Annotated in this window: 29 protein-coding genes and 1 riboswitch; of the genes, 11 read left to right on the plus strand and 18 right to left on the minus strand. The window is 37.1% G+C overall.

What is annotated here, in order from left to right:
* Positions 1-69: 69 nt before the first annotated feature.
* The 4 genes from BUB03_RS14135 to BUB03_RS14150 form a co-directional block, all read right to left on the minus strand.
* Entirely contained in the window at positions 70-1,374 is a 1,305-nt protein-coding gene (locus BUB03_RS14135; RefSeq protein WP_083538932.1) for a voltage-gated chloride channel family protein, read from the minus strand.
* A 31-nt stretch (positions 1,375-1,405) separates the two neighbouring features.
* Positions 1,406-1,473, minus strand: a riboswitch (Fluoride riboswitch).
* Positions 1,474-1,501: 28 nt separating this feature from the next.
* The gene (locus BUB03_RS14140) at positions 1,502-2,344 is read right to left on the minus strand and encodes a GLPGLI family protein (RefSeq protein WP_073064250.1); all 843 of its coding nucleotides are present in this window, start codon (positions 2,342-2,344) and stop codon (positions 1,502-1,504) included.
* Positions 2,345-2,367: 23 nt separating this feature from the next.
* Entirely contained in the window at positions 2,368-3,234 is an 867-nt protein-coding gene (locus BUB03_RS14145) for a sugar phosphate isomerase/epimerase family protein (RefSeq protein WP_073064252.1), read from the minus strand.
* Positions 3,235-3,237: 3 nt separating this feature from the next.
* Positions 3,238-3,705: an acyl-CoA thioesterase gene (locus BUB03_RS14150; RefSeq protein ID WP_040996070.1), complete on the minus strand. Its 468-nt coding sequence runs from the start codon at positions 3,703-3,705 to the stop codon at positions 3,238-3,240.
* A 120-nt stretch (positions 3,706-3,825) separates the two neighbouring features.
* On the opposite strand from BUB03_RS14150, the gene BUB03_RS14155 reads away from it, so the two are divergent.
* Together BUB03_RS14155 and BUB03_RS14160 are read left to right on the plus strand one after the other, a co-directional pair.
* Positions 3,826-4,182, plus strand: coding sequence for an arsenate reductase family protein (locus BUB03_RS14155; protein ID WP_073064254.1), 357 nt, complete (start codon positions 3,826-3,828; stop codon positions 4,180-4,182).
* Positions 4,179-4,520, plus strand: a complete 342-nt coding sequence (locus BUB03_RS14160) for a hypothetical protein (protein WP_073064256.1) — start codon at positions 4,179-4,181, stop codon at positions 4,518-4,520. The genes BUB03_RS14155 and BUB03_RS14160 overlap by 4 nt, the downstream gene beginning before the upstream one ends.
* A gap of 127 nt (positions 4,521-4,647) precedes the next feature.
* Here BUB03_RS14160 and gcvT read toward each other — a convergent pair whose 3' ends face one another.
* The 4 genes from gcvT to BUB03_RS14180 all read right to left on the minus strand — a co-directional run bounded on the left by gcvT (position 4,648) and on the right by BUB03_RS14180 (position 7,785).
* Positions 4,648-5,724, minus strand: coding sequence for a glycine cleavage system aminomethyltransferase GcvT (gene gcvT, locus BUB03_RS14165; RefSeq protein WP_073064258.1), 1,077 nt, complete (start codon positions 5,722-5,724; stop codon positions 4,648-4,650).
* Between the two features lie 9 nt (positions 5,725-5,733).
* The gene (locus BUB03_RS14170; protein WP_228417890.1) at positions 5,734-6,204 is read right to left on the minus strand and encodes a hypothetical protein; all 471 of its coding nucleotides are present in this window, start codon (positions 6,202-6,204) and stop codon (positions 5,734-5,736) included.
* 3 nt (positions 6,205-6,207) lie between these two features.
* Complete coding sequence (gene idi, locus BUB03_RS14175; RefSeq protein ID WP_040996077.1) at positions 6,208-6,717, minus strand: isopentenyl-diphosphate Delta-isomerase; 510 nt, start codon at positions 6,715-6,717, stop codon at positions 6,208-6,210.
* A gap of 225 nt (positions 6,718-6,942) precedes the next feature.
* Complete coding sequence (locus BUB03_RS14180) at positions 6,943-7,785, minus strand: AraC family transcriptional regulator (RefSeq protein WP_073064262.1); 843 nt, start codon at positions 7,783-7,785, stop codon at positions 6,943-6,945.
* Between the two features lie 112 nt (positions 7,786-7,897).
* Between BUB03_RS14180 and BUB03_RS14185 the strand changes: the two genes are divergently transcribed.
* From BUB03_RS14185 to BUB03_RS14195, 3 genes are all read left to right on the plus strand, one after another.
* Entirely contained in the window at positions 7,898-8,314 is a 417-nt protein-coding gene (locus BUB03_RS14185; RefSeq protein ID WP_040996422.1) for a carboxymuconolactone decarboxylase family protein, read from the plus strand.
* Between the two features lie 233 nt (positions 8,315-8,547).
* Positions 8,548-8,952, plus strand: a complete 405-nt coding sequence (locus BUB03_RS14190) for an LNS2 domain-containing protein (protein WP_040996424.1) — start codon at positions 8,548-8,550, stop codon at positions 8,950-8,952.
* 99 nt (positions 8,953-9,051) lie between these two features.
* Entirely contained in the window at positions 9,052-10,011 is a 960-nt protein-coding gene (locus tag BUB03_RS14195) for a D-2-hydroxyacid dehydrogenase (protein WP_073064264.1), read from the plus strand.
* Between the two features lie 53 nt (positions 10,012-10,064).
* Here the strand turns inward: BUB03_RS14195 and mscL are convergent, their stop codons facing one another.
* Positions 10,065-10,505 (minus strand): large conductance mechanosensitive channel protein MscL, encoded by a 441-nt coding sequence (mscL, locus tag BUB03_RS14200; RefSeq protein WP_040996082.1) that lies wholly within the window; start codon positions 10,503-10,505, stop codon positions 10,065-10,067.
* A gap of 223 nt (positions 10,506-10,728) precedes the next feature.
* On the opposite strand from mscL, the gene BUB03_RS14205 reads away from it, so the two are divergent.
* Positions 10,729-12,228, plus strand: a complete 1,500-nt coding sequence (locus BUB03_RS14205) for a bifunctional ADP-dependent NAD(P)H-hydrate dehydratase/NAD(P)H-hydrate epimerase (RefSeq protein ID WP_040996084.1) — start codon at positions 10,729-10,731, stop codon at positions 12,226-12,228.
* Between the two features lie 73 nt (positions 12,229-12,301).
* Here the strand turns inward: BUB03_RS14205 and lgt are convergent, their stop codons facing one another.
* Both lgt and yidD read right to left on the minus strand, forming a co-directional pair.
* Positions 12,302-13,168, minus strand: a complete 867-nt coding sequence (gene lgt, locus BUB03_RS14210) for a prolipoprotein diacylglyceryl transferase (protein WP_073064597.1) — start codon at positions 13,166-13,168, stop codon at positions 12,302-12,304.
* 420 nt (positions 13,169-13,588) lie between these two features.
* Positions 13,589-13,843, minus strand: a complete 255-nt coding sequence (yidD, locus tag BUB03_RS14215) for a membrane protein insertion efficiency factor YidD (RefSeq protein WP_073064266.1) — start codon at positions 13,841-13,843, stop codon at positions 13,589-13,591.
* A gap of 103 nt (positions 13,844-13,946) precedes the next feature.
* Here yidD and BUB03_RS14220 point away from each other — a divergent pair, with 103 nt between their 5' ends.
* Positions 13,947-15,224, plus strand: a complete 1,278-nt coding sequence (locus BUB03_RS14220; protein ID WP_040996086.1) for a replication-associated recombination protein A — start codon at positions 13,947-13,949, stop codon at positions 15,222-15,224.
* Between the two features lie 57 nt (positions 15,225-15,281).
* Here the strand turns inward: BUB03_RS14220 and BUB03_RS14225 are convergent, their stop codons facing one another.
* The 5 genes from BUB03_RS14225 to BUB03_RS14245 form a co-directional block, all read right to left on the minus strand.
* A complete protein-coding gene (locus tag BUB03_RS14225; RefSeq protein WP_073064268.1) occupies positions 15,282-15,722 on the minus strand; it encodes a hypothetical protein in 441 nt (146 codons plus the stop codon).
* 171 nt (positions 15,723-15,893) lie between these two features.
* Complete coding sequence (locus BUB03_RS14230; RefSeq protein ID WP_073064270.1) at positions 15,894-18,101, minus strand: DUF2339 domain-containing protein; 2,208 nt, start codon at positions 18,099-18,101, stop codon at positions 15,894-15,896.
* A 103-nt stretch (positions 18,102-18,204) separates the two neighbouring features.
* Positions 18,205-18,924 carry a hypothetical protein gene (locus tag BUB03_RS14235; RefSeq protein ID WP_040996092.1) on the minus strand — a complete coding sequence of 240 codons (720 nt, stop codon included), beginning with the start codon at positions 18,922-18,924 and terminating at the stop codon, positions 18,205-18,207.
* 365 nt (positions 18,925-19,289) lie between these two features.
* Complete coding sequence (gene pheA / locus BUB03_RS14240) at positions 19,290-20,138, minus strand: prephenate dehydratase (protein WP_073064273.1); 849 nt, start codon at positions 20,136-20,138, stop codon at positions 19,290-19,292.
* A 165-nt stretch (positions 20,139-20,303) separates the two neighbouring features.
* Complete coding sequence (locus tag BUB03_RS14245; RefSeq protein WP_040996096.1) at positions 20,304-20,729, minus strand: acyl-CoA thioesterase; 426 nt, start codon at positions 20,727-20,729, stop codon at positions 20,304-20,306.
* A gap of 136 nt (positions 20,730-20,865) precedes the next feature.
* Between BUB03_RS14245 and dnaA the strand changes: the two genes are divergently transcribed.
* The 3 genes from dnaA (at position 20,866) to BUB03_RS14260 (ending at position 23,627) form a co-directional block, all read left to right on the plus strand.
* Positions 20,866-22,320, plus strand: a complete 1,455-nt coding sequence (gene dnaA / locus BUB03_RS14250; RefSeq protein WP_040996098.1) for a chromosomal replication initiator protein DnaA — start codon at positions 20,866-20,868, stop codon at positions 22,318-22,320.
* A gap of 113 nt (positions 22,321-22,433) precedes the next feature.
* The gene (locus BUB03_RS14255) at positions 22,434-22,892 is read left to right on the plus strand and encodes a low molecular weight protein-tyrosine-phosphatase (RefSeq protein WP_073064275.1); all 459 of its coding nucleotides are present in this window, start codon (positions 22,434-22,436) and stop codon (positions 22,890-22,892) included.
* Positions 22,893-22,928: 36 nt separating this feature from the next.
* Entirely contained in the window at positions 22,929-23,627 is a 699-nt protein-coding gene (locus BUB03_RS14260) for an SAM-dependent methyltransferase (protein ID WP_073064278.1), read from the plus strand.
* A gap of 248 nt (positions 23,628-23,875) precedes the next feature.
* On the opposite strand, the gene BUB03_RS14265 is transcribed toward BUB03_RS14260, so the two are convergent.
* Positions 23,876-24,253: a GxxExxY protein gene (locus tag BUB03_RS14265; protein ID WP_073064281.1), complete on the minus strand. Its 378-nt coding sequence runs from the start codon at positions 24,251-24,253 to the stop codon at positions 23,876-23,878.
* Between the two features lie 238 nt (positions 24,254-24,491).
* Here BUB03_RS14265 and BUB03_RS14270 point away from each other — a divergent pair, with 238 nt between their 5' ends.
* Entirely contained in the window at positions 24,492-24,869 is a 378-nt protein-coding gene (locus BUB03_RS14270; RefSeq protein WP_073064284.1) for a hypothetical protein, read from the plus strand.
* 72 nt (positions 24,870-24,941) lie between these two features.
* Here the strand turns inward: BUB03_RS14270 and BUB03_RS14275 are convergent, their stop codons facing one another.
* Positions 24,942-25,835, minus strand: coding sequence for a DUF4349 domain-containing protein (locus tag BUB03_RS14275; protein ID WP_073064287.1), 894 nt, complete (start codon positions 25,833-25,835; stop codon positions 24,942-24,944).
* Positions 25,836-25,931: the final 96 nt, after the last annotated feature.

The following is a 25,931-nucleotide window of genomic DNA, read 5'->3' on the forward strand; positions in this document are numbered from 1 at the left end:
AATCCCGAACCTATATTTCTCACCTTGTAACCCGAAACACGAAACCCAGAACACGAAACTCGTACCCCGTTACAAATCCGAAACAGACCTGTCCCGGTCGCTTTCATACCTTCTGTTTTTTGCTTCTCCTATCCTTTGCTTTGTATAAATGCTGTTGTGGCCGGAAAGGAGATAAGAAACTACACAGGCAATAGCTATATAAACCCCGCTTTCCGTTCCGAACAGTTCAATGCCCATCAGCATACAGGCGAGCGGCGTATTGGTGGCTCCAGCAAATACAGCAACAAAGCCCATTCCTGCAAGCAATCCGAATGGCAAAGGAATGAATAGTGATAATGCGCTGCCGAGCGTCGCCCCAATGAAAAATAAAGGAGTGACTTCGCCGCCCTTGAATCCTGCCGAAAGGGTTACAATGGTAAAGATCATTTTTAAGGCAAAATCATAGAAGGGAAGCTGTTTTTCAAACGACTCCAGGATCACAGGAATACCAAGTCCGATATATCGGGTTGTTCCCATTACAAAAACGGCAACCGCAATGATAATTCCGCCAATCACCGGACGAAGTGGTGGATATTTTATGTTGGATTTCAAAACGGAACCCATCCAGTGAAGAATTCTGCTGAAAGATGCCGCGCAGATCCCAAAAATAATTCCTGCCAGAACACTGTATAAAACAGGTAAAAATTCTAATTTAGGAACTAGATCTATGTGATAGTGGGTATGTTTTACATTCCAGAGACTGGTAACCAGATTTGCAAAAACTGCTGAGGCAAATGCCGGAAAAATAGCATTGTAACGTATCCTGCCGATCAGGAAAACCTCAAGTCCAAAAACTGCACCGGCCAGCGGTGTACCGAAAACCGACCCGAAACCGGCCGCAACCGCCGCGATCAGCAATGTTTTTCTTTCCTCTTTATCAAGCTTAAAAGGCTTGCTGAGCTGGTCAGCAATAGCTCCTGCCATTTGGAGCGCTGTACCTTCACGGCCTGCCGAACCCCCGAAAAGATGAGTGACTATAGTTCCCAGGTAGACAAAAGGGGCCATTTTAAATGGAATAATCTCTTTCGGGTCATGGATATTGCTGATGAGCAGATTATTTCCAGCTTCCACATCTTTTCCGAAATGATGGTATAAAAGTCCGATAAGAAACCCGGCAGCAGGAAGCAAAGCAATCAGCCATAGATGATTTTCCCTAAAGTTGGTCGCCCATTCCAGAGATGTAAGGAACCCTGCAGAAGCAGTGCCTGCCAATGCTCCGATGATGATACTGATGCACAGCCATTTTAAAATATACGGGAATGCCGGATATTTCCTGAAGAAAAACCGGGTATGAAAAGTTGTTTTTCTGCGTATTGTTCTTTGATTTTCTGACATAATAATCCTGATAAGTTATTGGTTAATAATCTCTTAATCAGGCGTCATCAGCTTCTGTAAAGCGGTTGGGTAAGGAAGAGCACCATTTCCTTTTATGAGGCAAATATAGTTATTATTTTAAAATGATTTAATTTTTATAATGAACGGCTTTATCAATTTCAACCGGGTTATTATATTTTCTTATAATATCCTGCATACTTTTTACCTGTGCATTCAGCTCATCAATAGAATGTATTTCTTTTCCTCCGATGTTGATATTTAAATTGCTGTTTGCGGATTTGCTGAAATTGGTTCTTTCAAATGAAAAAGGATCATTATAAAACTCCAGCAGAAGTTTTTGTTTTTGCTTTTCGTTTACAGGAATGGCTTTGTTTCCGAAATTAGATTCCAGAAAATCACCGGTAGGATAGAGGTCCGGGAGTTCCTGGCTTTTTATAAGTTGATAGATGAAATTCTTTTTGGAATCGGATATTTCAAAAACTAATCCCGGAAGTCCGGAAAACTTAAAGGGACCTTCATTGAAAGGAATATCTTTATTAAACCAAGCAGTCCAGTTTCTTCCGCCGAATGTTGCCGTTGCTTTTTGCAAGGTATATTGCTGAACCTGTTTGGTTTCACTGGAAATATTCCAGTTGATTTTATCTGTGGTTTTAAAAGAATAATACCCGAATTTAATGTTGATAAAGTTCTCATTATCAAAAGTATTGATCTTTCTTTTGACAATCTGTCCCGTCATATCCACATGCCTGTTATCCATATTCCCGAATTTTTTGTTCAGGGAATCTGCGATCAGAAGATTGCGTCCGTAGAATTTCACTTCTTTGGAATTGATATCAAGATTCATGTTAAACTTTTGATAATCAGATTCAGTGGAGTCCATTTTTAATTGAAGTTCATAAACGAACCTATGAGTTTGAGAGCTTAAAGAAACTATGATCAGCAAACAAATGAGGGATGAAATTTTTTTCATGATGGGCAATCTTCGATAGGAGTTTATTTAAAATAAGAATGATCGAGAATATATTTTTTGCTGATGGCAATGCTTTCGAAAATATCCTTATTACTTGAATCCTGTTCTAAAAACCAGTATTTGAGACCTGCTTTTTCTCTGGCTTCAAAAATTCTTTTAAAATTGATGGTTCCGTTCCCGACTTCAGCAAAATCTTTTGTTCCGGCTTCCATATCTTTTACATGCCACAGGGGAAAACGCCCGGGATACTTTTCAAAATAATCCAACGGATCAAGTCCTGCCTTTGAAATCCAGTATAAATCCAGCTCCATTTTTACGAGGTCTGATGAAGTATTGTTTAAAATAAAATCATAGATATTTTTATCGGCTTCAAATTTTTCAAACTCAAAATCATGGTTGTGATAGGCAAACTGAATTCCTGCTTTCCGGGTAATTTCACCGGATTTTTCAAATAATTCAGGAAGCTTTTTATAATGCTCTGCGGTTCTTTCTTCAGGAAATAGATAGGAGCAGACCATATATTCCGAGCCGATAAAATGCAGGTCTTCTACAGATTTTTCCCAATTATACAATAAAGTGCCCGGATCTTTATGCATCAATCCTGTTGTATGGTGCGAACTGAGAACTTTCAGGCCGTTCTGCTTAAGAATAGATTGAAACTCGGTTCTGCTTTTTCCGAAGAATGTCCCGTTATATCCATAGATTTCCAATTCTGTGAAACCTAAAGCTGCCAGTTTTTCCAGAGCTTTTTCAAGGTTATCCGAAACAGCATCCCGGATGGTGTAAAGCTGTATGGCCAGAGGCTTTTTACTCCCCGGTTTAGAAATCCCACAGGAATATAAACCCAGAAGTCCCAGGGAAGAAAGTCTGATGAAATCTTTTCTGTACATTGGCTATAAAAAAGGCTTCATTTCATCCTCAATCTGTGTTCTCAGGTTCATCAGTCTTTTTGCATACTCTTCCTGCTGTTTTTCCTCTTCCGTTTCAGGAACCCAGGTCGGGACCGGAAGCTTCTTACCGTTTTCATCTACCGCCACAAATACAATAATACAGTGTGTTTTCTTATCAAAAGTAGGCTGCTTAAGGTTTCTTGAAAAAACATTGATGGAAATATGCATGCTGGATTTCCCGGTATAAATGACCTGAGCATCCACTTTTACCACTTCACCGATCTTAATCGGCTCATAGAAACGGATACCTCCCACATAAACGGTTACAGAATAGTTGCCGCTCCATGTTGTTGCACAGGCATAACCTGCCTGATCAATCCATTTCATAACGCTTCCTCCATGTACATTTCCTCCATAATTCACATCCGAAGGCTCTGAAATAAACTGAAAAGTAATAGGTTTGTTCTGCATCTTTATAAAATTTGAATAAAGTTATTTAATAATTTCCAGAATTTTGGATTAAATCCTACTTTTGAAAGACAAAACTTCAATGAAGAAGGAAATTTAATAATAACAGATTTAAAAGTAACAATGAAGAAAGTATTTTATCTCAATACATGCGATACCTGCAGAAAGATTTTGGCACAGTTTGACCTTACAGACTGGGAACTCCGGGAAATCAAAAAAGAGCCTGTTACCAAAGAAGAGCTGGCTGCCATGCATAAAAAAACAAAGTCATATGAAGCTCTGTTCAGTAAAAAATCTACTCAGATCAAATTAAGAGGACTGGATGTGAAATCCCTTGGAGAAAAGGATTTTAAAGAACTGCTGCTTGATCATTATACATTTTTAAAACGTCCTGTTTTTCTTACCGACAATGAAATTTTTGTGGGTAATGACAAGAAAAATGTAGAGGCTTTACAAGAATTCTTTGGAGTGAATGAATGAAATATTTGATTTCCATATTGCTTTTTACTTCTTTAAGTTTCTATGGACAAACAGTTTATAGAACACCTTCAGGAACGAAATATCATTTATCATCATGCAGAATGGTAAAAAATGTTTCCTCAGGCCTTGAAGTAAGAGATGCGTTGGAAACCGGGCTGCAACCCTGCAAAATTTGTAATCCTCCAAGGGCTGCCATATATGGAATTGCTTCCGGATCTAAAAAAGTAAACGGGACAAATAAAGGAAACCAATGTCTGGGCACAACAAAAGCAGGAACAAGGTGCAAACATTATACCCGAATCGGAAATGATTACTGCTTTCAGCATGTTCCTAAGTAATGATTTATTTTAAAATTACAGGCTATGATTAAATGACGTCTGTAACCCCAAAAGAACTATTTGCTGTGTGCAATAAAAAAACAGGCTGTAATTTTACAGCCTGTTTTTTTAATATTTTTTTGGACCATTATACGAAAGGAGCTTTCACCACTTTTGCAGGAATGTTCTTGTTTCTTACCTGAATAAATATTTCAGAACCCAGTTTGAAATGAGGCTTGTCTACATAAGCCAGTCCTAAACCGATCTTTTTCATTGGAGACTGTGTTCCGGATGTTACTTTCCCGATTACGTTTCCTTCTGCATCCACTACAGGATAGTCATGTCTTGGAACTCCTTTATCCTGAAGCTCAAAACCTACTAATTTTCTTGTAACGCCTTCTTCTTTTTGCTTGGCAAATGTATCTTTGGAAACAAAATCTTTATCGAATTTGGTGATCCATCCTAAACCTGCTTCAATAGGAGAGGTAGTATCGTCAATATCGTTTCCGTAAAGGCAGAAACCTTTTTCAAGTCTTAAGGTATCTCTCGCGGCAAGTCCGGCAGGAATAATTCCTTCTGCTTCTCCTGCTTTGATGATGGCATCCCAAAGCTGTTCTGCATTTTCGTTTTTGAAATAGATCTCAAAACCTCCGCTTCCGGTATACCCTGTGTTCGAAATAATAACATTTTTCACTCCGTCAACGCTTCCTACTGCAAAATGATAGTAAGGAATCTCGGAAAGATTGGTTTCTGTAAGTTTCTGAAGGATTTCTGTAGCTTTCGGACCCTGAACAGCCAATAAAGACATCTCATCAGAAGCATTGGTCATTTTAGCTCCAAAAGTGTTGTATTTTGATATATGATTCCAGTCCTTGTCAATATTTGATGCGTTGACCACCACAAAGTATTTGTCATCCTCCATTTTGTAAACGATAAGATCATCCACGATTCCGCCGTTTTCGTTAGGAAGGCAAGAGTACTGAGCTTTTCCGTTTTCCAGAGCATCTACATTGTTTGTTGTTACAAACTGTAAAAGGTCTTTGGATCCGGGTCCTTCAATGAAAAACTGTCCCATGTGGGAAACGTCAAACAATCCTGCCTTTTCTCTTACTGCAAAATGTTCTTCCGTTACACCAGAATATTGTACAGGCATTTCAAAACCTGCAAAAGGTACGATTTTAGCGCCCAAAGAAACGTGTTTATCGTATAAGGCTGTTTTCTTCATATTTAATTTTTATTTCTTTATTTTAAAGCTGTTGAAAGTTTCGTTGAAAAGGCTCATATAATTTCCGTTCCAGAATTTCTGGCCACAGTTGATAGAGATCAGATATAGATCTTTATTCTTCTGAAAAGCCTTGGTGATCCAGAACGTTTTTTCTTTTTCATCAAAATATTCGTAAAAATATTCTGTGTATCCTTTTTTGCCTTTGTTTTCTTTTATTTTGTTTTCCGGATCCTGAGATTTATAAAGAGCCAGGATAAATTTTTTCATCTCTGCCTTTGGAAGGTCCAGATCATGGTATTCCGAAATAGTAATTGCCCCGATTTCATTGGCCGGGAAAACATTTACAATGCCGCTGTCGTCGGTGGATCTCCAGCCTTCAGGGACATTGATAGAGTAGCCGGGGGTCTCATAAATTTTTACTTTTTGGGCAAAGAACAGGCTTGCCGATAAAAAAGCGGAGATCAATAATATTCTTTTCATCAGTTAAAAATGGTGTTTATATTCTTCAAGGATGATTTTGAACCATTCAGTAAAATTTTCCGGGGATTCAATCATTTCCTGATCAAGGTCTTTCATGGAAATAAACCTTACTTCCTCTACTTCCTGCGGATTTAAATTGAAGTCTGCTTCATAATGGCCTACAAAAACATGGTCAAGCTCATGTTCCCAAAGCCCGTTTCCTACATCTGCTTTATAGATAAAACTGAATTTTTCCGAAAGCTCCGTTTCAATCCCGAGTTCTTCCTTTATCCTGCGTTTGGCGCCATCAAGATAAGTTTCATTTTCTCTTGGATGAGAGCATACCGCGTTAGTCCACTGATTGGGAGAATGGTATTTTCCCTGCGCTCTTTTCTGAAGAAGCATTTCACCCTTGGCGTTGAACAGGAATACAGAAAATGCACGGTGCAAAAGACCGTTGATGTGAGCCTGCTGCTTTTCCATAAGGCCCAAAATTTCATCTTCAGGATTTACTAAAACTACAAATTCTTCCATTTCTACAAATGTAAGCCTAATAAATGTATTTTGAAAATTTTTGGAGAAACATCATATTTTTGGGGATTGAAAGAGAATAGAAGATTATTATAGATTATAGATTATAGATTATAGATTATAGATTATAGATTATAGATTATAGATTCCGGTAAAAACTCCGGGCTGAATATTCCCCTCCTCCGGAGGGGTGGATTTCAAAATTTAATTTTGAAAGACGGGGTGGTTTTAAACAATAGATTTCTTTTTTCTTAATACCGATGACGTTATTCCAATATGTTTTTTCAAAGATTTATTTAAATGGCTGCCATCTGTAAAACCTAAACTCCATGCAATTTCCTGGAGAGGCGAATCGGTGTATTTTATTCTGTTAACCGCTATCTGGAGTTTTGTTTTTTGAATGTATTCTTTTAATGATTCGTGCGCGTTTCTTTTAAAATACTCGCTGAAATATTTTTTAGAAACGTTAAACTTCTCCGAAAGAAACAAAATGGACAGTTTATTTTCATCAATGATATTTTGATTGATGTGTTTAATGATTTCTGAAAATTTATGATCATTATTTTTGTATAGATCACTGGCTCCTGTTAATTTTGAGCTTATGACCGTTAATATTGATGCTAAGGTATTGGCAATTAATGTTTCTGAATACTCCGATGTCTGTTCTTTTTCAAGCAGCAGGATTTCAAAGAGTTTTTTTACCTGGCTTTTGTCTTTTTCATCATTAAAATAAAGGCCTGTGTTAAAATCATAAAACCCGATGATATAATTAAGCTTGCTGTACCATTGCAAATAATCTATCGCTGTATTTTTAAGATTCCTGAAATAATGTTCTGTAAACCGGATAAACAGAAAGGTTGTGGGTTCTGAAATTTCGTAGGCATGGCATTTAGAGTAGGGTAAAAGAAAAAAATCGTTTTTTTCATAAGTCCGGGTCCGGTATTCTATGCTTTGAATTCCTTTTCCTTTAAGAATAAATACCAGTTCAAAGAAACTGTTTTTGCGGAACCTGTCTTTCCATTCACTGAGTTCGGTTATCTCTATCTCAATAAGCTCTTGTATATGATCCATTGCTTTTGCCCGGCTAGATGATGCAAAGTTAAATCTTTTATTTTTACTTTATTATCCGGTTTTCATACTCTTTTGCAGACTGCTGTTCAATTTAACTTTGTCAAAAAAAGAAATGGATTATAAAGAGATTTCAAGAAAAACAGTAGGGCATTTATACCAGGCCCATTCTAGCATCAGGAATTCCGGGATTGATAATAAACTCATTGCGTTGGTAGAATTAAGAATATCGCAGCTGAACGGATGCTCGTATTGCTGCAGTTTTCATGCTAATGAATTGCGGGAAATGGGAATGGAATTATCCTTAATCGATAAAATACCTGGGTATAAACATTCTGTTTCATTCGATAATAGACAGGTTTTAGTATTAAAATGGGCAGATGCGGTAACTGGCCTGACTGATGATATAGACTCCCTTCTTAAAGAATTAAAGCAGGAATTTTCAGAAAAAGAGATTGTGGAACTTACTTCCAGTATCTCCCTGATGAATGCTCTGAATCGGTTACGGATCAGCTTGGGAGATAAGTATTAAATGATGAATCGTGACTATTAATTGAAATTTTACCAGCAAAATTCAAAATATGAACATCATTATTGATAAAATAACATAAATAAGAAAAATTTTAACCATAAAGTTTAAAATAGAGGATAAAATATTTATACTATTCATTAAATATGATTTTTTGTAGTATTTTTTTAACTTAAACACGATTTAATACTCCGGATACCTATAAAAAGTGTAACTTTGCAGCTCAAATTTTAATGATGGAATTAGAATACAAAGAGCATATAAGTCCTATTCTTAAGGACGGGGTAAAAAATTATTTGATAGACATAGACGGTACGATTACAGATGATGTTCCGAATGAAGAGCCTGAAAGAATGGTTACCTGTGAGCCTTATCCTGATGCACTTGAAACCATCAATAAATGGTATGACGAAGGACATCAGATCTGCTTCTTCACTTCAAGAACAGAAAATCTGAAGCAGATTACCATCGACTGGCTGGATAAGCATGGCTTCAAATACCACAGTGTACTCTGCGGAAAGCCGAGAGGAGGAAACTACCACTGGATAGATAACCACCTGGTAAGAGCAACAAGATACAAAGGCAAGTTTACAGACCTTGTAGAAAAGCAGGTTACCATTGAAGTTTTCAAAGAAGATTAAGAAAACATATACAGAGATTTAAAAATTAAATGATAAAGTGTACGCACTCAAAATTCTTTAATTTTTAAATCTTTTCACTTTTAATATCAAATTGTATTTATGAAAGTTTTAGCAAACGACGGTCTGGATCAATCTGGAATTGATGCTCTGGCTGAGAAAGGTTTTGAAGTGATCACTACAAAAGTTCCTCAGGAATTTCTGGTGGATTACATTAATGAACATAAGATCCGTGCCCTGTTGGTAAGAAGTGCCACGCAGGTAAGAAAAGATATTATTGACGGATGCCCGTCTATCGAGATTATCGGAAGAGGAGGTGTAGGAATGGATAATATTGATGTAGATTATGCAAGAGAAAAAGGAATTCACGTGATCAATACCCCTTCAGCTTCTTCAGAATCGGTTGCTGAGCTTGTTTTTGCTCACCTGTTTTCGGGAGCAAGATTTCTTCAGGACTCAAACAGAAAAATGCCTTTGGTAGGAGATACGGAATTTGCGGCTCTTAAAAAAGCCTATACTGCCGGGATTGAACTAAGAGGAAAGACGATCGGAATTGTCGGAATGGGCAGAATAGGACAGGAAGTTGCCAGAATTGCTTTGGGATTGGGAATGAGAGTAGTTGCTGCGGATAATAATGTAGGAAGAGCAAGTATCAAAGTAAAATTCTACAACAACCAGTTCATTAATGTAGATATTGAAACTGAGCCGCTTCAGGATGTTTTGAAGCATTCAGATTTTATTACGCTGCATGTCCCGGCTCAGAAAGACGGATATATGATCGGAAAGAATGAATTTGATATTATGAAAGACGGCGTTGCGATCGTAAACTGTTCAAGAGGGGGTGTTATTGATGAAACAGCTTTGATTGCTGCATTGGATTCAGGAAAGGTGAAGTTTGCAGGGCTTGATGTGTTCATCAATGAGCCTACGCCTTCCAAAGAAATCCTGAATCATTCAAAGATTTCCCTGACTCCCCACACCGGTGCTTCCACTTTAGAAGCTCAGGACAGAATCGGGCTTTCTTTAGCTGAGCAGATCTCAAGCATTTTACAGATTCAGTAATAGCTGAAAAGGATAAAATAAAAGCACCTCTGTTTTGCAGAGGTGCTTTGTTTTTATATATTGTTTTTACTTTTAAGAAGGTCTCTGATTTCTGTCAGTAATTGCTGATCTGCAGTTGGTGCGGCAGGAGCTTCAGCTTCGGTCTTTTTCATCTTGTTAATCATTTTTACCATAATGAAAACCACCATAGCGAGCAATAAAAAATTAATACCCACAGTCAGGAAATTTCCGTAGGCAAAAATACTTGCTCCATCTACTTTTTTTGCGTTTTCCAATACCATACCCGGTTTTACACCGTTATTAGGGTCAGAAAGTACAAGGTATAAACTGCTGAAATCCGGCTTACCTATCACAGCTCCTACCAAAGGCATAATAAGGTCATCTACAACACTCGTGACTATTTTTCCGAATGCTCCTCCAATGATCACCCCTACGGCCAGATCGAAAGCATTGCCCTTAATGGCAAACTCTTTAAATTCTTTAACAAATCCCATAATTTATATTTTTTTAATTAGTATACAGACAAAAATATAATTAAAAAATGTAAAAACATTATTTTTTAGAGTTTTTACTCCTTTAATTGTTGAATTAATTGTTGTAATTCATTAGCTTTTTATAGTGAATTTATTCTTTTAGCTAATATTTTATTGTTATCCTTATTGAGAGTAAGATGTCAAAGAAAACTTTCGTAATTTGGTTAAAAGTTTACACCATCTTATGAAAATATTCACTGCAGAACAAATACGCGATTGGGACCGGTTTACCATTTCTAATGAACCTGTTTCTTCCATCCAGCTTATGGAAAGAGCTTCCGAAGCATTAGCGGGCTGGATTTCTGAAAACTGTAAAAATCACAGGAAATTTGCCATTTTCTGTGGAAACGGAAACAACGGAGGCGATGGTTTTGCTGTTGCCAGGATACTTTATCTGAAAGGCTTCGATGTAGATGTATTTATTAAAGATTCCCGATCAAAATTCTCAGAAGACGGAACAGTGAACTTTAAAAAACTCAGGGATTTTTCAGGAATATCCATAAAAGAATTCAAAGATATAGAACAGAATCATTTTGATTCTAAAACAATTATTATTGACGCACTCTTTGGAACCGGATTGTCCAGGAATATAGAAGGTGACTATAAAGAGATCATAGATCGGTTAAATGAAAGAAATAATATCAAAATCTCAGTGGACATTCCCTCCGGCCTTTTTACGGACAGGATTTCTCAGAAAGACGCGACTGTCTTTAAGGCGGATTATACCTTGAGCTTCCAATCCTGGAAAAAAGCTTTTCTACATCCCGAAACAGGACCTTACGCCGGAAAAGTAATTATTCTGGATATAGATTTAAGTAAGGAATATATTTCCCATACAGAAACTGATGACTTTGTTATTGATGATACCATTATTGCAAATATTTTTAAGCCGAGATCTGATTTTTCCCATAAAGGGACTTACGGTAAGGTTACCATAGCTGCCGGAAGCTATGGGAAAATAGGAGCTGCAGTACTTTCCACAAAGTCTGCTTTGAAAACAGGCGCTGGTCTTACCTTTACTCTTGCTCCCAACTGCGGATATGAAATTCTCCAGACTTCCTGCCCGGAGGCCATGTTTATCAAGGGAGGTGAAAATTATATTGAACATTTTGATATTGAAAAAGATACTGTTGCCGGAATAGGGCCGGGCTTGGGAACCGATCCTGAAACACAGAAAGCATTTCTGAAATTTTTAAAAGAATATTCAAAACCCTTGGTTCTGGATGCCGATGCCTTGAATAGTATTGCCCTGAATGAATCGAACTTAAAATTAATTCCTGAAAACTCCATCATAACCCCACATCCTAAAGAATTTGAACGGCTTTTTGGGAAGTCAGAAGACTCTTATCAAAGACTGGATCTGGCAAAAAGCAAGGCAAAAGAACTCCGGATATATATCGTTTTAAAAGATCATCATACCCAGGTTATTACCCCTGAAGGGAAAGTTTATTATAATATTACAGGGAATTCAGGGTTGGCAAAAGGAGGGAGCGGTGATATTCTTACCGGTATTCTTACATCACTTGCAGCCCAGCAGTATTCCGAAGAACAGGCAGCAATCCTGGGAATCTGGCTTCACGGAAGAGCCGCTGATTTTGCAGCCGAAAAACACTCCAGGGAATCGATGCTTCCAACGGACGTTATCAATGAGCTAGGAAATGTATTTAAGCTTTTGGAAAGATAGCCTTACAGAAAATAAATAAAAAAGCTTTTCAGAATGACTCTGAAAAGCTTTAATTTTTTTGTTATTAATCTAATTATTCAGGTTTCTCGTTTTCCGCCTGTGTAATTTTGAATTTTTTTGAAATAATCATGATAACCACTCCGGCAATCATAAAAGGAATGGAAAGGACCTGACCCGTATTCAATCCGCCAATCTGGATAAACTCATCTCCCTGAGGCTCTTTCAGGAATTCAACAAAGAATCTGATGGCCCAAAGGATGATAAAGAAAAGCCCGAACAGCCATCCCTGCTGATACTTTTTATTGGTTTTTCTATATAATATCCATAATAAAACAAAAAGGCATACATAACCAATGGCTTCTAGGAGCTGGCCCGGATAGCGTGGAACCGTTGGTCCATATTCACTGCTTTGCTGTGGGAAAAGGATCGCCAAAGGAGAATCAGGAGCAGCAGCTTTTCCAACAATTTCAGAATTGAAAAAATTTCCCAATCTTACAAATGCACCGCCAAGGGCAACCACAATACCCAATCTGTCGTACACCCAGAAAGGATTTTTCTTGATAATTTTAAATGAATAATATAATGTGGTGAAAATCAATGCAATTGTGGCACCATGGCTGGCAAGCCCGGAAAATCCTGTGAATTTAATTCCGTTTTTAGTGCTTATCGGCAAAAATACGCTCCAGAAATCTTCTTTAAACAATTCTGGCTGATAGAAGATAACATGCCCTAATCTTGCTCCCAAAATAGTTCCGATCAGCGTCCATGTGAAAAGCGGTTCAAGATATTTCTGGTTTACATTGTCGATCTTGAAGATCCTTAACATCAAAACATAGCCGAAACCAAAGGCAAAAACGAACATCAGGCTATAAAAATGCAAAGTAGCCGAAAATATGTGAATACCTTTTGATGGATCCCATATTTTGAAGGGAGTTTCCAGTGCCACACTTTCGGATCCGTTGATCGGTTTGGCCGTTTTTACAGCATATTTGAAATTGGTGATATTTTCTTTTGTAGCGGGACTGTCGATCAGTTTAAAATTCTTATCAAAAAACTGGTAACGTGCAGCTTTATATTTTTCTAAAGTTGTTACGCTATAATTAAAGTAAGCAGGTTCAAAATTGGATTCGTTCAGAATAACCAAAATATCATTGCCCGTATTTTTTTCCGGAAAGGCATTAAGGTCACCTATTTCTGTGGTGGAAAAAATCTTTACCGGGACATTGTTCCCGTTTACTTTCAGAGTTCCGTCCGATAAGCCTCCGGGGTAATTCTGGGCAAACATAGACTGGGTAATGATTGCAAATGCGATGAGGTAAATTCTGAAAATTAGATTACTCATTTCTATCGGTTTAATAATTTATTGCTGATTTAATTTTTTCGGGGGGACGGGGTCGTAGCCGCTGCCTCCCCACGGATGACATTTTGAAATCCTTCTGATGCCCATCCACAATCCTCTGAATATACCATGTACCTGAAGGGCTTCCACCATATAGTGGGAGCAGGTAGGTTCATACCGGCAGTTTTTGGGAAGTAAGGGCGAAATAAACCATTGGTAAAATTTTATTAAAATTACCAAAGGAAAACTAATGACTTTATTGAATGTAAGTTTCAAAACAATACAAAAATAGGGTAAATAAATTAAAATTGGTTTAATTTTGTTAGAAGTTTCAGGGATCAGAAACCTCTGGAGCCGTTGATCAAAAAAATAAAATATCTTGAGCCAGAATATACCATTAGCCGAAAAATTAAGACCTAAAACCCTTGATGAAGTTCTTGGGCAGGAGCATCTTACCGGTGAAAAAGGGACGATCAGAAAAATGATCGAAAATAATACATTGAATTCCCTGATTCTTTGGGGCCCTCCGGGAACAGGAAAAACAACCCTGGCTGAAATTATTTCAGAGAAATCAGGAAGGAAGTTTTATAAGCTTTCAGCAGTTTCTTCAGGGGTTAAAGACGTACGTGATGTAATTGAGGATGCAAAAAAACAGAATCTTTTCTCCGGAAAGTCTCCCATTTTATTCATCGATGAAATCCACCGGTTCAACAAATCCCAGCAGGATTCATTACTGCATGCTGTGGAGAAAGGCTGGATCGTGTTAATTGGTGCCACCACAGAAAATCCAAGCTTTGAAGTAGTATCGGCACTTTTGTCTAGAAGCCAGGTGTATATTTTAAAGGCATTGAGCTACGAAAAGCTGGAAGATCTTATAGATACAGCTTCCCAGAGATACAATAAAGATGAAGGGACCGATTTTAAAATCCTGGAGAAAGAAGCATTCATCCAGTATTCCGGCGGAGATGCCAGAAAGCTGATCAATTCCGTTGAGCTGGTCCTTAACCAATACCGGAATTCAGACACAAAAGAGATCACGAATGAAGATGTTCTGAGTGTTTTGCAGGAAACGATGGCGCTTTATGATAAAAACGGTGAACAGCATTACGATATTATTTCCGCTTTTATAAAGTCTATGCGTGGAGGAGACCCGAATGGGGCGGTGTACTGGCTGGCAAGAATGATTGCAGGGGGTGAAGATATCAAGTTTATTGCCCGGAGAATGCTTATTCTTGCCGCAGAAGATATCGGTCTCGCCAATCCCAATGCTTTGGTGATGGCAAACAACTGCTTTCAGGCCATTAATGTGATAGGAAACCCGGAATCAAGGATTATTTTAAGTGAAACGGCAGTTTATCTTGCTGTTTCTCCTAAAAGCAATTCTACATATATGGCTATCAATGACGCGTTGGCTCTTGTCAAGAAAACTGGAAACCTGCCTGTTCCTCTGCATCTGCGAAACGCACCGACCAAACTGATGAAAGACCTGGATTACGGTAAAGAATATAAATATGCCCATTCCTATGAAGGGAATTTTGTAGAACAGGATTTTCTGCCCGAAGAAATTAAAAGTGAGAAGCTTTACCAGCCGGGAAACAATGCTACAGAAAAGAAGATCTATGAAGAGCTGAAGAAAAAATGGAGCGACAGATATTAAAAACAAAAAGGATACTCTCAAGGTATCCTTTCATTATATAATTGGTAAGTAGTACTATTATTTTATACCATTTGTACTTAGGAAAACGGTTTTTCTTCCGTCATGGTCCTTTACTTCCACATTGCCCATGATGTCACCATAGATCCTTGTGCTGCTGTCAGTGAATTCGTAGCCTTCAATAAAAACCGGTGTATTTTCAGGCACTCCGTATTGTGAGTTCAGCTGAGCCAGAGAGATGATATCCAAACCTTCTTGCCCGTTCTTGATTTTAAATTCCGTAAGACCTTTTTCTGCAATGAAGCTGTATTTTTTTAAACCCTGAGGCAGGCCGGCGGGAGTTTTATAAGCGCTTGAGCTCTGAACAATAGCTTTTCTTGCGTTAAACATGCCTACTGTTCCTACTATATCATTGGCAACCGCAAATTTTACAGAAGGATTTTTCTGGGCAGATAATGCTACAGATGATAATATTAAAAAAGAATAGAGTATTTTTTTCATAACCGGATATGTAACTGTTAAAAACTGGATAAATATAATTAATTTTTATAAAATGTGAATGAATTTTTAAATATTGTTTAGAAATAAAAACATTTATTAGGAATTTTTAATTTTCAGAAGAGCATATTGCAATCTGTTTCATGGAAAAGGTTAACTATATGTAACTTTTCGTTAGCTTTCTTTTTCCTCTTCTTTTTTATCAACCATATTTTTGATAATGTTTTTCAGTCTTTGAAAGGTGAAAGAACTTAGTAATAAAATGATTCCCAGTATGATAAAAGCAGTAATTCTTGAAATATTGTCCATTTGCCATACATCATAGCTGTAAAGTTTCAGAACCATAATCCCTATAAGGGCGAAGCCAATCCTGCTGTATTCCGGAATGTTCTTTTTTAAGCTTATGTAGATAAAAATACTGGCCAGTACCGTCCATATGATCGGAAGGTAAAGGATATTGAAATGTTCCTTTGCCTTATATACAAGGGAAATATTATTTACTGAGCTGAGAATGTAAATGTGGTAGAACCCGCAGCTTATGGCAATAATAAGCGTCACTGAAACCATCCAGTAAGAAATCCTGGTTTTGTAGAAATCTGAGCTGGAATTCGTATTCCACAAAACATATACAAAAGGGATCCAATGCAGAAGATGGATCATATAAAAACCGGTTGTAAGTTTTTTCTGTAAAACTGCATTAACAACTGCTGAAGCCGCAAATGAAGCATTCAAAACAATCAGAACAAGAAACAGGTAGATAAGACCTGTTTGAATCATACTGCCTATATCCAGCTTTTTCCTGAATATCATCAGCGTAAAGATATAATAGATGCTGAACAGAAGGGCAATACTTGTAATAGCCGGCCAGGGCATATCTGAAATATGATAAGTGATCTCCAGAAGAAGCGCAATGTAGATAATACTGTAGCTTACAACGGCAAAAACGTTTTCAAAAAAACTGTCTTCCTGTTTATGGGATTCATTGATCTTTTTTAACAGGAAAAGATTGATGATCGTAGTTGTAACAGTGACAAGACTGGTTAAAAAGACAGGATTAAATACAATATCCATATGGTCTTTGTTCAGATATTCCGACCAAGTTATGATCTGTGCAACAATAACAAGCGGAAACAGAACATAAAAACATCTTTTGAAAATAGTATGACCGCTTTTTTTCCAGATATAAAGCAGCAGCGAGGCTTCTATTGCCCAAACACTCGTAATGAGATGGCTCTTGAACTGAAGAGCAACTGCCACCGTGATCAGGCTAATTGTAAGTGCTGCAAAAATTGAATAGCTGAATCCAAAATTCTTTTTTCCGTATTCCCTTAAAAGAACTACGCCATTTAATGCTGCAAAAAGAAGCGGGAAGATAATTACCGGTTCATATTTTAATGTATTGAATATGTAAATTAACCCGATAATGCTGGAAAAATTAATTAAAACCAGCATCAAAGTGTCCCATGGTGAAAGTATATCCTTTTTGAAATGATTCCGAAGAGCAAAAATGTAAAAAATAACATAGTTGATCATATAAAAGACAATACTCAGAAGTTCAGGTTGCTTTATAGTCCAGAAGAAAAGATAGATGCTGGTAAAAATATAAGACGTCCACCCCACACTTTTCCATTCTTTTAAAAATGCAGTGACGAGCATACCGATATTCAGGAGCGTAAGGTAAGTGAAAAGAAAAAGATAATTGCTTTCACCGGTACTGATCATCAAAGGAGCTGAAAATCCACCCAGTAAGGCAAAAATAATCAGAACTTCACTCTTGTAATAATGAGCCAGAGCAATGGAAATTACAGTAACCAAGGTGGTAATAATAAAAGCAGTATTCTGGGTAAACAAATGGTATTCCCGGAATGCAATGGTGGTCGTAAAATAAAGTACGGCAATTCCGCCTCCGGTAATGATGGATGCAAAAACTGCATAATTCTTCCTCAGAAAATGTCCTGTGAGCATTATTCCTGCTCCAACGGCCAGACCTATTCCGGCTCTTGCGCTTTCTCCGATCCAGTCTTTATCAATTGCATATTTTACAAAATAACCGATTCCCAGAACCAGTGTGAAAATTCCGATAATGGTAAGGATATTTTGCTTTAAAAAGTTAAAAACAGGTTCCAGCCAGTCTTTTTCCGGAGATGCAGGTGGTTCGTCAGGAAGTGTTTGTATTGGAGTAATAATATCCTGCGGTTCATGAATTACAGTTGCTTCTTCATTCAATGCTGATTGGCTATGCATTTCTGCATTTCGCTGTGGCTGATTGATTTTCAGATTCAGATCAAAAACCTCCTTTTCAAGCTTCCTGATCCTGTTATTAAGATGGAAGATAAAAAAGATGACTACTATGATTAATATCGTCAGAAGCATTCCGCTCATTCTTTAGTTTTTATCAAATATAAACTAATTGTAACAGCATAAAAAATTAATCCACCACATATTCCGTGATGGATTAACCGTGCAGAGTGATTAAATTTATCTTTTAATTTGATACTTTGTAAATGTAGAATGAGGCAACACTCGCCCCAAGTAAGCTTACATCCAATGCCGTTGAGCCTGTAAGTCCAAAAGAAATTTTATCTCCAGCCTGGAAAGAATAAATTGAGCTAAGGCTGGTTTCAGAAATCGTTAAACTCAATAAAATAAGGTTAGCTCCACTGAATGGTCGGTTGTCTATTATTGTTGCGACACCGGCTCTTGTTCTTAGAATTCCCACGCCGGGTGAGTTGGCAAGGATAGAGGCTTGTAGTCCGGTACCATATTTAAAGGTAAATCCTACTGCATATATTCCTGCAGATGGAATCGTGTATGTATTATCAGTGTCTGAGAATAAAGCTGCACTTCCTATTGATCTTTCAGCAGCAAGAAAGTTGACTGCTCTGAATCCTGAAGGAAATAATCCTAAACTTAATAAGCTAATTCCTGAAGTTTTTTTGGCTGCATATACAGTAGTATTGGTGCCAGCTGAGGTTGTGGCAGCATCGATGAGAACTTGAGGGTCAACTTTGGCAACTTGGAATGTTCCGTCATTAACCACCATAAGGGTATATCCAGGCAAAGAGGGTATCATTTGGGTATCCCTAACTTTCAAGGTTCCGTTTACATCCAGTGTAGCGGATGGAGTAGCAGTGTTGATTCCGACTTGAGAAAATGCTGAAGCTGCAGATAGAGCTAGAAGCAAGCTGTAAATTTTAGTTTTCATAAGTAAGTTTTTTAGTTAGTTTTCTTAAAAAACAATGCAAAAATCGTGCCTTGTATTATGATTTTTTCAATTAAATATTTGTTATGGTGTGAATTTTTTAATTATATTTTAATACTAAAACGTATGTTGTGCCGTAATATGGTTATGCGTTATTATTTTTAAAATTGTGTAGAGTAAAAATAGATATTTATTTTCATATATCTCTATTTTATGAATTATTTTTTTATATATTTAAATTGATACTTTTTGTGACAGGGAAAACTGCTGATGTGACAGGATTTCAATATGTCAATCTGTCACAAATTGTAATAGCAAAAAAAAACACTGCCGTAAAAGCAGTGTCAAATTATTATATGTTATTATTTTTAACTTTCGAGGAGGTATTCTTTATAGGTTCCAAGGAAATCCACGTCAGCATGAATTGATTCAAGTTCCAGAAGAGCATTGCCATGAAGTACCTCTTCCCATTTTCCTACTACATTAATAAAGAAGAAATAGTTGCCAAGACCTGTTTTCAATGTCCGGGATTCAATCTTGCTGAGGTTCATCTTTCTCCAGGCAAAAACAGAAAGGACCTGGTGAAGTCCGCCGGCATGATCCTCCGGAAGATTGATCAGCATGCCCGATTTTTCACCTAAGACTTCAAGATCTGTATTGTGATACTCAGATTGCTGCTTGGTAATTACAATAAAACGGGTATGATTCTGCTCAAAATCCTGAATATTCCTCTGAACGATTTTCAATCCGTATAAATTGGCAGCAAACTGGTTGGCTACGGCGGCTATTTTTAAATCCTTATTCTCAGAAACATATTTTGCTGCTGCTGCAGTAGATGAAAAATCCTGTCTTGCTATTTCTTTATAATGACTGTCAAGAAAATGGAAACTTTGGGCCAGAGCCTGTGGGTGTGAATATATTTTTTCTATATCCTCCATATTGTGATCAGGATGGATCATCAGATGGTGAGCAATAGGCATTACCCCTTCCGCTTCTATTTTGATGGACGGCGTTTTATACAAGTAGTCCAGAGTCATAGAAACTGTGCCTTCAATAGAATTTTCCAAAGGGACAACTGCCTTTTCAGCATCTCCGTTATTCACAGCGTTAAAACAGTCCAGGATATTAGCCTGTGGCAAAAGTTCTTCCCCTGGAAAAAGTTGGGTGGCTGCAAGCTGGGTGAAGCTGGCATGAGGTCCCAAAAATGCAATCTTCATAAGTAAATATAAGGTGTTGTTATGATTAAAAGACAAAGGTGCGAATTATAGTTCAAAGTTTTAAAGAAGAGTGTCTAAAGTTCGAGGTTTAAAGTTTAAGGTTACGGAATATAAAGATCCACACCTTAAATTTTCACTTTTTATATCTCCTCTCTTAAACCTTTATCATATTTCATCTGTAGTCTCTTTCCAGTTAGCTTCAATCATCTTCATCAGAAAATCCGGGCACCTTATAATTTTGCTGGTCTTCGCATCCAGAAAGAAAAGAGTAGTGGATGCTTCTGTGATCTTTACCTTTTCTTCATTATAAATTTCATATTCGAATTCAATTCTTACACCAGGTATTTTTTTTACATAGGTATGGATTTCTAATTTTTGGTCATAGAGGGCTGGGCGGATGTATTTAATTTTATAATCCGAAACGGGAAGCCAAATTCCTTGGTTTTCAATTTCATCGTATGATATTCCTATGCTTCTGAAAAGTTCCACTCTGCCAATTTCGAAGTACTGTGCATAGTTTCCGTAGTACACATATTTCATAGGGTCGGTTTCTCCGTAACGTACTCGTATTGAGTGAGTTGTATGTATCATTTTTAGTCGTTATTAACACATACAAATATATTTTTAAATAATCAATACCTGCAATATTTTTTTTTAAAAAGAAAAAATTGGACCTTTGTCTTCCTTCTAAAAAAAGTACTAACAAAGATTTAATCGGGGCATAAATATGGATGAAAATTTAATGATGATATGGCAGAAGTGCCTTCAGTTTATGCGGGATAATTTGAACGCTGCTGAGGACAATTCTGACCTTAAGAAGCTTGAAAAATCCTTCGACATGCTATTCGATAAGGTACAGCCACTTTCGTTGGTTGCCAATAACCTTACGCTTATAGTGCCGAGTGATTTTTACAAGGAATATATTGAGGATAATTACCTGTCCCTGCTTTCTGCTGCCCTGAAGAAAAATCTTGGAAAAGGAGTGAAATTATGGTACTCAGTTATGGAAAACAGGCCTACCGGTGAGGAAAAGCCAGTAACCATGAATATGAAGGGGAAAAGTGTTCCCACCCCAAAAATGCAGGAAACAATGCCGCAGGGATTCTCTGCCAATATTGTAAACCCTTTTGTGGTTCCGGGAATAAGAAAAGTAAACATTGATTCCAACCTGAAATCTGATTATTCATTTGATAATTACATTGAAGGAGAAAGTAATAAATTTGCTGCTACGGTAGCAAGATCAATAGCCAAAAGACCGGGAGCAACCGCCTTCAATCCGTTATTCCTTCACGGAGGATATGGAGTGGGGAAGACTCACCTGGGGCAGGCTGTAGGACTTGAAGTAAAAAATCAGTTTCCGGATAAAGTAGTTCTTTATCTTTCATCTGAAAAATTCATTCAGCAGTTCATCTCTGCTGCGAAAGCACATAAGCAGACAGAATTTGCCAACTTCTACCAAATGGTGGATGTTTTAATCATCGATGATATTCAGTTCCTGTCCGGTAAATCTGCCACACAGGACAGTTTCTTCCACATCTTTGACCACCTTCACCAGAACGGAAAGCAGATCATCCTTACTTCAGATAAGGCTCCTGCAGATATCATGGATATTCAGGAAAGAATTGTTTCCCGTTTTAAATGGGGACTTTCTGCCGAAATCAAATCTCCGGATCTTTCCACAAGAAGACAGATCATTGTAGACAAGCTAAGCAGAGACGGAATCGTTCTTCCTGGTGATATGCTTGATTTCCTTGCAGCGGAAGCAAAAACCAATGTAAGAGAACTTATCGGTGTAATTAACTCGGTAATTGCTTATTCTACTGTTTACAGAACAGATTTAAGTCTTGAATTACTGAAAGATACGATCAATAAAATTGCTGCAAACCAAAAGAAAGTCATCAACATTCCTTACATTCAGGAAGTGGTGTGCGATTATTTCGGAATCAAAAAAGAACAGCTTCTTTCTAAAACCAGAAAAAGAGAAATTGCCCTTCCGAGACAGCTGGCAATGTATTTCTCAAAAGAATTAACAAATGCTACCTTTACAAAAATTGGTGAAGAAATGGGCGGAAAAGACCATTCAACGGTAATGTATGCCTGTGATACCATTAAAGATGTTTCGAAAATTGACAAAGAAGTAAAGAAGTACGTTAAAGATCTTGCTGAAAGAATCAAGAAATAGAAAATAATTTAATCTGAATAAATTGAAATGGAGAATAGCTGTATTCTTCATTTTTTATTTAGTTTTGTTGAGGTTAACAGAATCTTTTAATAATTAAAATCATTTAAACTTTTATGAAAATATTGATGGTCTGTCTGGGAAATATCTGCAGAAGCCCTTTGGCAGAAGGGATTATGAAGACAAAACTTCCTGAAGGTTTTTTTGTAGACTCTGTAGGAACCATTTCTATGCATGAAGGTGAACATCCTGATAAACGGGCTATAAAAACAGCGGCAAACCATAATATTGATATTTCCAGGCAAAAGTCCAGGCCCATTACAAAAAAAGATCTTGAAACCTTTGATAAAATCTACTGCATGGATATAGATGTGTATGAAGATGTGGTTTCAAAGGCTGAAAATGAAGAACAGCGTCAGAAAATCTCATTATTTCTTGAGCCTTTAGGAGATCACAAAAATGCTGAGGTTCCCGATCCGTACTGGGGAGATATGAAGGATTTTGAAGATGTTTTTCAGCTGCTGGATAGAGGTTGTGATGCTATTAAAAACCAAATCCTGTCCCAGACCAAATAAATACCCCCGCAAAATAAAATAACCAAAAACGATACAATGCTTTTTTTACTCCCAGCCTATTTATCAGAAAATACTTCTATCAATCATTTTTCGCCCGTTCTGAAAGATTATATCATGCAGACGGACTATTTTTTTGTAGAAAATGAAAAAACAGCCAGAAAGGTTATTAAATTCTTTGCTCCTGAAAAGAAACAGGCTGATCTGAAATTGTTCCTATTAGACAAATACACAGAAAATGCAGACATCAAGGAAGCTCAGAACCTGATGTTGCAGGGACAGGATTTCGGTCTTCTTTCTGAAGCCGGTCTTCCATGCATTGCAGATCCCGGAAACCTGATCGTAAAATGGTGCCATGAGAAAAACATCAGGGTGATTCCTGTTTCAGGGCCATCATCCATCATTCTGGCCTTGATTTCAAGCGGTTTTAATGGTCAGGAATTTACTTTTCATGGGTATTTACCGATAGATAAAGGTGAAAAAAAGAAACAGATCCAGCGTTTGGAAAGTTTGGTTCAGCAGACCGGCTATTCTCAGATCTTTATGGAAACTCCATATAGGAACAATCCGCTTTTTGAAGACCTTACGAAATTTCTTTCTCCCAATACAAAACTATGTATTGCTGCCAATATCAACGACCCGGAGCACGAATTTATCAAGACAAAAACCATTAATGACTGGAAAAAAGCAAAGCCGGAGCTTCACAAAATTCCCGCAGTCTTCGTACTGGGAAAATAATGCTTCTTGTCATTGCGAACCGTAGGTGAAGCAATCTCTATACTACGTATTTGGTTTATGGTGTTGTATTGTTGTTTGGAATTTTTTTGTTCTCGCAGATTTGGCAGATTGCGCAGATGTTTGCTTTCTAATTATGCTTTTATTATTAATTAAAGAGCATTATTAGAAAATGTTATCCATGATTATAAATCTTACATAATATCCATAAACATCTGCGCAATCTGCTAAATCTGCGGGAGATTATTTATTTATAAATTATTAACCACCCTTTTTATTCCATCTAAAATATTGGTAGTATTAAAGTTAATCAACAATCCCAACTTCTTATTCGAAAGCTTCAGATAAGTTGTGAGCTGTTTAAAATAAATGTCTTCTAAGTTTTTCACCGATTTAAGTTCCAGAATTACCTTATCCTCAACCAGAATGTCTATCCTGAAATTAAAGTCAAATTCTTTACCATCATAAACGATTGGAATGGCAGATTCAGCTTTTACATCAAGGCCGTTTTCCTGTAATTCGTAGATAAGAATTTTCTGATAAACAATTTCTAAAAGGCCTGGTCCCAGTTTGTTGTATACATTGAAGATGCATTTTCTTACCATATAAGAAATCTCGTTTTCGTCCATTTATTTGTGTTTTTATATTCTTCCAATTTAATATTTTAAATAATTCTATTGCCGAATATTTTTTGACTATTTATCGAACTATATAAAAATCTGCGCAATCTGCTAAATCTCCGAGAGTTAAAAATTTAACAAACTATCATTTTCCACTTAGTCCTTCACAAAAAAACATTTAACAGCCCTTAACGTTCCCTTTGCACCATTCTTGTTTTATACTCATCAAATCACAAAAAAATAAATTATGTCAGACAAGAAATTAGCAGGAATCTGGATTGATTCTGAAAAAGCAATTGTAGTAAAAAATCACGATGTTCAGAATGCATTCAAATTTTTCCTTTGTAGTCCTGTAAAAGCAGAAATACAGCATGGGAACTCAAGTGAAAATGCAGCCAACAATGCCGAACGTACCAATAGAGTGAAATTCTTCAAGGAAGTAGAGCATCTCCTTACCAATTCACAGGAAGTGTATATTACAGGCCCTGGAACTATTCAGGAAGAGCTTAAAAACTATCTTCATGATACGGCTCAGTTCAAAAACCTTCAAATAACATTGGATACCGCACAGAAAATGTCGGACGAACAGGTGCTTGAAACGGTTAAAGAATATTTCAATGCTTAAATTATTGATAATGCAATAAAAAATCCGGATACCACTGCTGGTATCCGGATTTTTATTATGTGAAAAACAGCTTTAGTTTTTTGTTCTGCCTGCCTTCCACTTTCTCCATAAGAAGATAATGACAGGAATGATCAGCAGGAACGGCCAGAATGAAATAATTCCCAATAGAAAACTCACAAAGCTGTTCCACCCTTCAGTCACAGAATCTGCAAGGCGGCTTCCGAAACCAATTTTTGAAGTTGAAGAACTTCTCACTTTTTCTTTATACAAGCTCAGTTTCAGGGTGCTGTATTTCACCCGGTCATCAATAAAACGGAGCCTGCCTTCTGCTATATCAATTTCATCTTCCAGTTCACGGATGGTCTCCTGGATCTCGATCATATCTTTAGTGGTAGAGGCATTTTTAAGCATGTCCCGGTACTTTTCCAGATAGATTTTTTTATTGGCCAGTTTGATCGAAACATTGGTGTATTCTTCAGTTACATCATTAGAGGATATGTTTTTGGACAGTACAGAGCCAACTCCATCAGAAAATGAATTGACCAACGCATCAAAATTCTTATGAGGAACACGGATAATCAGCTCCAGATTATCATCCATATCAGTATTCTGAAACTGCTCATTTTGAATGTAAGCATCGTTTTTCTTTAGAATTTCTCCAACCTGAGTCTGAGCTTTTTTTATATCTCCGACCTGGATTTTCATGTTGCCATTTTTAATGATCTTTTTGGAGATAGTATCTATTTTCTTCGGTGCTACAGGAGATTGAGAGGATTGATCTTCATCAGGAAGCAGCTTTTCAGAAATTGCCTTGGGAGGAGCCATTTGTTGAACTTCTTTTGGGGGTGGTGGGGCTTCTACATCATATGCGGCCACAGCCGGAGAAGAGTTTACGGATTCCAGTTCAGATTTTTTACATCCCAACATTAAAAGAGTTATGAATAAAAGCAGAAATGTCTTTTTCATGGTATTTTTTTTTAATGAACTTATCAAAAATTATGCTTAAATATTTATTTTATTTCAAATTCATATGTATTGTTATAAAATTGATTAAGATTTGTT

It is taken from the genome of Chryseobacterium oranimense, from assembly GCF_900129755.1.
GTDB classification, from domain to species: Bacteria; Bacteroidota; Bacteroidia; order Flavobacteriales; family Weeksellaceae; genus Chryseobacterium; species Chryseobacterium oranimense.

Bases quoted from the DNA above. Each gene is read 5' to 3' on its own strand.
- BUB03_RS14195 (WP_073064264.1), top strand. From the start codon at position 9,052: ATGAAAGTTTTAGCAAACGACGGTCTGGATCAATCTGGAATTGATGCT.
- BUB03_RS14170 (WP_228417890.1), bottom strand. From the start codon at position 6,204: ATGAAAAGAATATTATTGATCTCCGCTTTTTTATCGGCAAGCCTGTTC.
- mscL (WP_040996082.1), bottom strand. From the start codon at position 10,505: ATGGGATTTGTTAAAGAATTTAAAGAGTTTGCCATTAAGGGCAATGCT.
- BUB03_RS14230 (WP_073064270.1), bottom strand. From the start codon at position 18,101: ATGAGCGGAATGCTTCTGACGATATTAATCATAGTAGTCATCTTTTTT.
- idi (WP_040996077.1), bottom strand. From the start codon at position 6,717: ATGGAAGAATTTGTAGTTTTAGTAAATCCTGAAGATGAAATTTTGGGC.
- BUB03_RS14145 (WP_073064252.1), bottom strand. From the start codon at position 3,234: ATGTACAGAAAAGATTTCATCAGACTTTCTTCCCTGGGACTTCTGGGT.
- BUB03_RS14140 (WP_073064250.1), bottom strand. From the start codon at position 2,344: ATGAAAAAAATTTCATCCCTCATTTGTTTGCTGATCATAGTTTCTTTA.
- BUB03_RS14260 (WP_073064278.1), top strand. From the start codon at position 22,929: ATGCTTTTTTTACTCCCAGCCTATTTATCAGAAAATACTTCTATCAAT.
- BUB03_RS14180 (WP_073064262.1), bottom strand. From the start codon at position 7,785: ATGGATCATATACAAGAGCTTATTGAGATAGAGATAACCGAACTCAGT.
- BUB03_RS14160 (WP_073064256.1), top strand. From the start codon at position 4,179: ATGAAATATTTGATTTCCATATTGCTTTTTACTTCTTTAAGTTTCTAT.
- BUB03_RS14135 (WP_083538932.1), bottom strand. From the start codon at position 1,374: ATGTCAGAAAATCAAAGAACAATACGCAGAAAAACAACTTTTCATACC.
- BUB03_RS14185 (WP_040996422.1), top strand. From the start codon at position 7,898: ATGGATTATAAAGAGATTTCAAGAAAAACAGTAGGGCATTTATACCAG.
- BUB03_RS14205 (WP_040996084.1), top strand. From the start codon at position 10,729: ATGAAAATATTCACTGCAGAACAAATACGCGATTGGGACCGGTTTACC.
- BUB03_RS14150 (WP_040996070.1), bottom strand. From the start codon at position 3,705: ATGCAGAACAAACCTATTACTTTTCAGTTTATTTCAGAGCCTTCGGAT.
- BUB03_RS14275 (WP_073064287.1), bottom strand. From the start codon at position 25,835: ATGAAAAAGACATTTCTGCTTTTATTCATAACTCTTTTAATGTTGGGA.
- dnaA (WP_040996098.1), top strand. From the start codon at position 20,866: ATGGATGAAAATTTAATGATGATATGGCAGAAGTGCCTTCAGTTTATG.
- BUB03_RS14235 (WP_040996092.1), bottom strand. From the start codon at position 18,924: ATGAAAACTAAAATTTACAGCTTGCTTCTAGCTCTATCTGCAGCTTCA.
- BUB03_RS14190 (WP_040996424.1), top strand. From the start codon at position 8,548: ATGGAATTAGAATACAAAGAGCATATAAGTCCTATTCTTAAGGACGGG.
- pheA (WP_073064273.1), bottom strand. From the start codon at position 20,138: ATGAAGATTGCATTTTTGGGACCTCATGCCAGCTTCACCCAGCTTGCA.
- gcvT (WP_073064258.1), bottom strand. From the start codon at position 5,724: ATGAAGAAAACAGCCTTATACGATAAACACGTTTCTTTGGGCGCTAAA.
- BUB03_RS14255 (WP_073064275.1), top strand. From the start codon at position 22,434: ATGAAAATATTGATGGTCTGTCTGGGAAATATCTGCAGAAGCCCTTTG.
- BUB03_RS14270 (WP_073064284.1), top strand. From the start codon at position 24,492: ATGTCAGACAAGAAATTAGCAGGAATCTGGATTGATTCTGAAAAAGCA.
- BUB03_RS14265 (WP_073064281.1), bottom strand. From the start codon at position 24,253: ATGGACGAAAACGAGATTTCTTATATGGTAAGAAAATGCATCTTCAAT.
- BUB03_RS14225 (WP_073064268.1), bottom strand. From the start codon at position 15,722: ATGAAAAAAATACTCTATTCTTTTTTAATATTATCATCTGTAGCATTA.
- BUB03_RS14245 (WP_040996096.1), bottom strand. From the start codon at position 20,729: ATGATACATACAACTCACTCAATACGAGTACGTTACGGAGAAACCGAC.
- BUB03_RS14155 (WP_073064254.1), top strand. From the start codon at position 3,826: ATGAAGAAAGTATTTTATCTCAATACATGCGATACCTGCAGAAAGATT.